Origin of the sequence: Pseudoselenomonas ruminantium (assembly GCF_900142515.1) — a bacterium.
In the GTDB taxonomy this organism is placed as follows: domain Bacteria; phylum Bacillota; class Negativicutes; order Selenomonadales; family Selenomonadaceae; genus Selenomonas_A; species Selenomonas_A ruminantium_D.
In genome coordinates this window covers 20626-28041 of record NZ_FRBC01000031.1, presented here as the reverse complement: position 1 = coordinate 28041, position 7416 = coordinate 20626, and the positions used below count along the sequence as shown (strand labels likewise).

Sequence of the window (7416 nt, the reverse complement as noted above, 5' to 3'; positions counted from 1 at the left end):
CTTTTTTTAACACGTCAAGCGCGTCTTTCGTATCCCGCAATTCACGGCGTAATCTGGCAATTTCTTTCTGCTCATCTGATTCGTAGTTGCCGGAACCTCTTACAACGATATCGCCGGAGTCACGAAGTTCTTTGCGCCACTTGGTCAAAGTGCTGTAACCGATGCCTAGGTTATTGGCGCAGCCACGCAAGCCAAGCTCCTTATGATCTTCGTAATATTGAATTGCGTCAAGTTTAAACTGTTTGTCATGTTGTTTAGCCATTCTGAAATCCTCCTCAAGATTAGGTACGTACATTGTACCATGTTATGGGCTCATTTAGGATTTCTCATTTTGACTTGTACTATTTATATTCTAACTCCAGAGATTGTCGTGGAGCGCCTTTCCTTCCCGCAAAAACTCCGGCGAAAAAATGATATTTTCCGTCTTAAACCGATTCTTCATCTGCTCTGTGTAGCCAACAGGAACAGTGGACTTAATGACCATTACAGCCTGTGGATTAATATCCAGAACTTCTTCAATAACGGTTTCAACAGAAGATGTATCAAAGAAATTCTTATCGGGGTCATAATTCGTAGGCGTAGAAATAATAACAAAATCCGTATTCTCAATGGCCTCCTGCAGATCTAAAGTCGCACGGAAATTAAGATTCTTGTGCGCTAGAAAATCCGATATATCCTCATCCACAATAGGCGAAATCCCTTTATTGAGCATTTCCACCTTTTCCGGCACAATGTCCAAAGCCACTACCTCATTATGTTGAGACAACAAAACGCCATTGGACAAACCAACATATCCTGTTCCTGCAATTGCAATTTTCAAAGCTACAACTCCCTTTCAACTATGCCATGTTAGCATATATAAATTCATACTCACTAAAAAAAATCAGTAACATAAGGCCTATTTTTATCGTTTATTATTTAGATGATTCACAATAAAGAATCTTGGATTTGCATACTCGTTATCGCCTAACAAATAAATATCATTCATACAAACGTCATTATTCCATAACACATACGGTAAACTCAATTGATCACGTTGTATTCCAGAAATAAATTCAGTCCACCAATCTTCCATTATTTTTATACAACGTTCATTATTATGTTTTCTTACAATAATAGTAGCTTCAAGTAACTTAACTGAATCATCATATCCTTTTTTATAATAAGACTCAATTTGTTCCATCATTTTCTTCTTTGATTTATAATTCACTTTACCACAAGAAAGCAGTGCATTTGCTTCACTTTTAATCTTTTCACGGCAATAATGCAAATGTATCCCAAGAAATTTATTGCCCATATGCTGTCTCAAGATAATTGGCATTATATCTGTCACTATAGTTACATTACCATCGACATATATCGAATAGTCATATTCTGGAAACAATAAATGTGGATGCATTTTTATCCATCTATTAATTTGCAAATTATTAAGACCTGCCGGAATGCAATCAGCATATCTGTCTATCGATATTATCTCCCAATTACTCTGCTTATCTACTTGATTATCCGTTATTGCCACATAATGACAATTTGGTGATTTATATAAAGGCTCTGAAAAATTATCATATTTGCCTGTTATACACGTATACACAATCACCTTCGGCAATTCTCCACTATATACACATGAATCAAGACCTACATACTCGCTAATTTCCGATATTTTTTTATCAAAAAGGCTTGGTCTAAATCTAAGATGTAATTCTGATATTATTTTATTTACTAATCGTGTTAAACGTAATAATTTAGAATTATATCCGGATGTTAAATATGATGCAAGTAAGCACTTTTCTTTATTCAATAAATATAGCTGTTTACTAATTGAATCTTCTTCATATATTTTATTCATCATACTATCCTTCACATACTCATATTTTTAATTTTTTCAAAATTAACTATTACTCCATTTAGATGAAACCTTCTGCTCATTTAATTTCTTATAGTCTACAAATCCTTTTATTGTCGATAAAATTTTCTTTATTTTTTCTTTTTCAAAACATACAATTTTTATTGTTCCTAAAATTAATCGAATCATCTCAATCCACAAAGCTTGACCACCATAATACTTCTGCTTATAATACAACCTATTTCTAACTTGATAATATCTACGTATATAATTATGATTTGTACACACAATTTTAAATCCTAACAGAGAATGTGTTGTTATTCTTCCTATTTCATGCATCAAAACAACGTTATTACATCTATATATCATACCTCCCGCGTCAAGCATTCTTTTTTGAAAATCAGTATCAACGAAATCTATAAAGAGCTTTTCGTCAAATCCACCTATTTTTATCGCTTTATCTATGCAAATACATGAACCTGACGTAATTACATCCTCAGGATTTTTAATCCATATCCCATCACATGCCCCACCTAAGTCTATTTTCTGATTTACGTCAAATATTCGAGGACAAATAATACCTACATCATGAGCTTCTATGTGTTTCTTATAAACAGAAATCATATTTATTGGAGGTATAGAATCCTGATCCAATGTAACAAGCCAAAAATAACTATTATTCAAAGCATAGTCCAACATTTGATTTAAAGCATATGCAATACCTTTATTTTCTTCATTATCTATAATTTTAATTCTATCATCAATTAATAAGCATTTTTCACTAAAATTTATTGAAGCATTGTTCACTAATAAAACAGAATCTACTTGTTCAAGCAAAATAGCTATATTTCTATTTAATCTTGAGATGTCAGGATTAAATAGTATTATCCCTGCTATAATTTTCATTATTATTCACCCAATAAAACATTATCAAAAAAAACCGGAATGAATACAGATTCTCGCAAAGATTCATTTCCTAACAAAAACATTATCACGAACACCATCACAAAAAAACACATCGCAATTTGATAATACGTAATAACATAGTTCCTAATATCACGAAAAAAATTTATATTAGAAAATACACTATAAAACAAAACCAAAATACCATGCTGTATTCTATAAATATCCCCTGAAAACCATACTAAGGGTAGAATCCATAATAATATACAATTAATTCTATAAGCAATCTCCACAGATTTTTCTCCATAGGAATTATCTATATCCGATTGCATTCTCGAAGCATTTCCAAAAAATCTACAAGCTCTACCTAGCATATAATTCATAAATAAGAAGAATATTAATACTTCTAGTGAATAAGTTATTCTATAAGTAAACTTATATGCCATATCATTTGCCAGTACTGTTTCAATAAATTTATCTGAAAAGCCAAACCATGAAGCTAAATATCCTGCAATGAAATACAACATACCTGACATCAATAAAACATATAATACCGTTGTTATTCTAACAGAAATAGTCAGCACTCGTTTATGTGTAAATCTTAGCATCCATTTTGACAAAGGTAATAATAAATAAAAAATGCAAGAAACATGTATCAAGGTTGCTATTATCACTGATATTATCAATATTATATTGCTATATTTATAGTCCTTCATAAAGAAGACTAGGCCTAGTAAAACTATTGACGTAGCATAAAACATTCGTACTTGTGTGATATCCATTATATAAGGAAACAAAAGATATAATCCAACAACAATATTATGCCTTTTGCTCATCCCCAATATAGCTATCATCCTAATAAGCAAAAAAACAAATGTCATGTACTTTAAAAAAGAATTGTAATCCAGTGATTGTTCCTGTGCTATATTCTGCAAATACACATACAAGGGTTCTAATGTAGCAAATGAATACAAAGAGTATATATACCTTCTCAGATATATTTCGTAATCTGCAACACTATAATTCCACCCCATCAATATCCACATAAAAAAGAAATCAAAAATAAATAATTTTTTTGATCTTGGAAAAATAAAGTTTAAAGCTATAACTATTATATATAAAAACAATAAAATCATTGTGTTTTATCCTCTTTTATATACCCACGCCTATTCTTCAATCCTGTAAAAATACACCAAAAGAAAAAATATACATTTCTAAGTTTTATAGACTCTTTTATCCCCCATCCTATAACTTTCATCCAGCCTAATATGTATCTTGTAGTAGACTTGCGACAAAACCATAAAAAATCAGGAATCATTATTGAATATCTATTTTTCATTTTTTCAATATTACTTACTTTATTTTTTATAGAAAGATTATGTTGAATTACTACGTCCATTTTTTTAAAAGTTCTTCCTATATTACGTTGATCTTCAAAGAATTGATGGTCTACCTGATCAAGAAATAACTGTACCGTATATCTATATTTTTCGTATACTCTCATTCGTACAGCAGTACAGCTATTAATTGCATTAAATCGCAAACAATCGATAGAATCATCTTTATTTTTTAATTGTTTATTTCTAAGAAAATGATATTCATTAGGTGACAAATATTTTCCATCTTGACCTTGTATTACAGGGGCAAATATATCTATTTGACAGTTTTCTAAAACATCTTTCTCTAGAACATCAAAATATTCCCTTGTGATATTTGTATCGTCATCAAGCCAAATCACAACACCATCTTTATCCTGTATTAAGTCTAAAGCTCTATTGTAAGCTTTCGACAAGCCAACATTTCCATTCATAGACATATATGTCCATCCACTTTTTTCTGCTAACGATCCATTATTAAAATTTTCAGTACTATTATCAACTACAATAACTGAAACATTATTTTTATTTATATTCTTGAGATTATTCAACGTCAAAGAATTGTACACACATATATTATACACGACAACCACAGCATAAAAGTGAATATGGTAACTATTATAATCCTGCAAAAATTTCCCACCTTTCAAAAAAATAATACAAATTAATAATCATTAGGCAATCACGATAACTTGAGAATCTTTCCCATATGTACGCTAAACTAAGTAAACGGAAAGGAGGCAGCAATCATGATGACACCTGAAGAATAGGCGTATGTTTGTAAGCTGGAAGAAACAATCGTCAAATTAGAAGCTCGCATAGCCGAACTGGAACGTCGTCTCAATATGAATAGTTCCAATAGCTCCAAACCGCCTTCCACGGACAAGCCAAGCCAGAAAAAATGCAGCCTCCGCAAACCGTCAGGCAAAAAGCCCGGCGGACAGAATGGTCACAAGGGAACTACCTTGAAGCTGCCATGCGCCCCCTCCAAAACTATTCCATGTAATCCCGAAGAATGTAAGGCCTGTGAATTTGCTGGCCGTTGTCAGGGAAAATGCTTAGATGGTCGCTACAAGATTGATCCTGAAATCATGGGTTTTGTCCACAAATATTGTCAAATGAAATATCTATGCCCAAAATCTAACACATACCTTCGTGGGGCGTTTTCCCCCAAAATATTACAGCAACAAAATGCTATGGCCCTAACATTCAGGCATTAGCTATTGCTATGAATACTTATTGTGCTTTTTCGGTCTATAAGATCCATGAGCAAAACATCAGTCAGCGCATACTACTGCCGATTATACAAAGGATATTGGGAAGGCCTAATTTACCAAGGCAAGCAATAAAATCCTATAGAATATACCGACAAAGGAAGTACAAAACGGAACCTCGCTAGACGATTGATAGACAGGCTGGAAGCATACGGCGAAGATTTTCGCCGATTCTTCTGGGATTTCCGTGTGCCTTTTGACAATAACTAGGCAGAAAGAGATGTCCGGCATGCCAAAGTAAAGATAAAAGTTTCAGGATGCCTTCGCTTACTGGAAGGTGCTAAACAGTTTGCTAAAATTAACTCTGTATTAAGCACTGCCCATAAGCATGGAGTGACTACCATGAATACCATAATGGCAACACTTAGTCAGACTACTTGTATTCCATGAGCGTTGCCTGCTGAATAGTTACGCGAAAACTTAACGGCATTTTATGCCGCATAAAAGGAGGTTGCTTTTTGCCATTTTCTAGGATTTTTAAACATCTAATGACTGTTTTTGAAACACGCCGCATCTGACTACATCATCGACGACTATTTATGCTATATTGAGACGAGGCCGCACACTACACCTCTTCACGTTTGTATTGAATAAATCCATAACAAAAGCTTATTAAACAGCCTATAATAAGGCCAACTGCAGTATACAATTTCTTTCGTGGACTTGCGGGTTTATCTTCGTCCGGCAAGTTGGCGGGGTCGATGATTTGAACATCCATGCTTTCCATAGCTTCCTTGATTTTGCTCTGCTCGCGCTGCTTGACCAAATTGGTATAAATTTCCTCCTTAATGGCTGTGTCACGCTGCAAATTCAGATATCCCAGCACATCCTCGGGGAATTTTTCGAGTTCTTTTTCCTTTTCATCCCTGCGGGTACGGATGGCAGATTCACTTGCCACCGCTACCGCCATGTTAGCTTGAGCATTAGCTTCTTCACCAACCAACTTGGCCTGAGCAGGATTCATGGTTGTATATTTTGAAGCGACAATTGTATCTACCTCTTTAGTCAATTGTTTCTCTAATTCCTCAAGCTTTTCCTTAGCAGAGACGACATTTGGATGTTCTTCGGTATAACGCTCGCGTAAATTGACTAATTCAAGCTGTGTGTCCACAATCTGCTTACGCAAGGCAATTACATTTTCATTGTCATTAATATTGAAATTTAAGCTACTAGCACGCATATCTCCCAATTTAGCCGATACTGTGTCTAGTTTGGCCTGCTCAGCTTTCTGTTGTACCATCATTTGGGTGAGCGCTTCATCAAAGGCCGCCATCTTTGTCACAGCTGCCTTCGTCTGTGCATCCGGGCTATATACCTTATGCGTCTGCTGATACTCGGCAAACTTAGCACGAGCTTCCTCAGCATCTTTCTTAGCATCTTCAATACGTCCATCGAAAAATTTCACCAGCAAGCTCTGAGTTTGTTGACTTTTGTCCGTTTGCATCGCTAGAAAATTATCCACCACACTCTGGCTAATCATCTGAGCCTCCTCTGGAGTCTTCCCCTTTGCTGTGACCGTAAGCAGATTAGTTTGTTTAGTATTCTCAATTTCAATGTATTTCTTGACAAACTCTTTAACTTCTGGTTTCTTTTTTTTATCATCCCATTCCATTTGTTCGATGATTGGCTCTAAGACCGTGCGAGACTTCATTAATTCTATATAGCTAAGTGTTTGTGATGACTGCCCCCCCAAGCCCATGCTAGCTGCCATCATTGCAGCAGTTCCATTAATCATTTTATCGGCACTACGTGTCTGCACTAGCGTAGTGGATTCATATGTTTTAGGCAAGATAAATGCGACAATCAGAGCCAAGGTCGTACAACTGCCAACAATGGCACCCACAGTCTTTTTTTCTCTACAAATAATATGCATGAATTTTTTCATGTCTATTGTTTCTTGCATCTGCTGATTTTTTTCCATGTATCATTCCCTCACTTTTATATTTCAAGACACACTCACAACACATACTTAATAAATTACTCCATTCTCCCCAGTATAGCAGAGAGATTATGATAATCA

Annotated in this window: 8 protein-coding genes; 1 reads left to right on the top strand and 7 read right to left on the bottom strand. The window is 34.6% G+C overall.

What is annotated here, in order from left to right; all coding sequences use genetic code 11:
- The 6 genes from BUB68_RS14945 to BUB68_RS13015 all read right to left on the bottom strand — a co-directional run.
- A partial coding sequence (locus BUB68_RS14945) for a transposase (RefSeq protein WP_081372001.1) occupies positions 1 to 262 on the bottom strand: 262 nt, incomplete at its 3' end.
- Positions 263 to 352: 90 nt separating this feature from the next.
- The gene (locus BUB68_RS13035) at positions 353 to 820 is read right to left on the bottom strand and encodes a UDP-glucose 6-dehydrogenase family protein (RefSeq protein WP_256625955.1); all 468 of its coding nucleotides are present in this window, start codon (positions 818 to 820) and stop codon (positions 353 to 355) included.
- Positions 821 to 904: 84 nt separating this feature from the next.
- Entirely contained in the window at positions 905 to 1849 is a 945-nt protein-coding gene (locus BUB68_RS13030) for a glycosyltransferase domain-containing protein (protein ID WP_081372014.1), read from the bottom strand.
- Between the two features lie 39 nt (positions 1850 to 1888).
- Positions 1889 to 2749, bottom strand: a complete 861-nt coding sequence (locus BUB68_RS13025) for a glycosyltransferase (RefSeq protein ID WP_073092229.1) — start codon at positions 2747 to 2749, stop codon at positions 1889 to 1891.
- 2 nt (positions 2750 to 2751) lie between these two features.
- Positions 2752 to 3882, bottom strand: a complete 1131-nt coding sequence (locus BUB68_RS13020; RefSeq protein WP_073092227.1) for an EpsG family protein — start codon at positions 3880 to 3882, stop codon at positions 2752 to 2754.
- Complete coding sequence (locus tag BUB68_RS13015) at positions 3879 to 4754, bottom strand: glycosyltransferase (RefSeq protein ID WP_073092224.1); 876 nt, start codon at positions 4752 to 4754, stop codon at positions 3879 to 3881. Before BUB68_RS13015 ends, BUB68_RS13020 begins: the two co-directional genes overlap by 4 nt.
- A 153-nt stretch (positions 4755 to 4907) precedes the next feature.
- Between BUB68_RS13015 and BUB68_RS15900 the strand changes: the two genes are divergently transcribed.
- Positions 4908 to 5342 (top strand): DUF6444 domain-containing protein, encoded by a 435-nt coding sequence (locus BUB68_RS15900; protein ID WP_443216127.1) that lies wholly within the window; start codon positions 4908 to 4910, stop codon positions 5340 to 5342.
- Between the two features lie 619 nt (positions 5343 to 5961).
- On the opposite strand, the gene BUB68_RS13010 is transcribed toward BUB68_RS15900, so the two are convergent.
- The gene (locus BUB68_RS13010; RefSeq protein WP_073092222.1) at positions 5962 to 7317 is read right to left on the bottom strand and encodes a GumC family protein; all 1356 of its coding nucleotides are present in this window, start codon (positions 7315 to 7317) and stop codon (positions 5962 to 5964) included.
- Between the last annotated feature and the right edge of the window lie 99 nt (positions 7318 to 7416).

Excerpts from the sequence above, each read along its gene's own strand:
- BUB68_RS13025 (WP_073092229.1), bottom strand. The coding sequence starts at position 2,749 with ATGAAAATTATAGCAGGGATAATACTATTTAATCCTGACATCTCAAGA.
- BUB68_RS13020 (WP_073092227.1), bottom strand. The coding sequence starts at position 3,882 with ATGATTTTATTGTTTTTATATATAATAGTTATAGCTTTAAACTTTATT.
- BUB68_RS13030 (WP_081372014.1), bottom strand. The coding sequence starts at position 1,849 with ATGATGAATAAAATATATGAAGAAGATTCAATTAGTAAACAGCTATAT.
- BUB68_RS13010 (WP_073092222.1), bottom strand. The coding sequence starts at position 7,317 with ATGGAAAAAAATCAGCAGATGCAAGAAACAATAGACATGAAAAAATTC.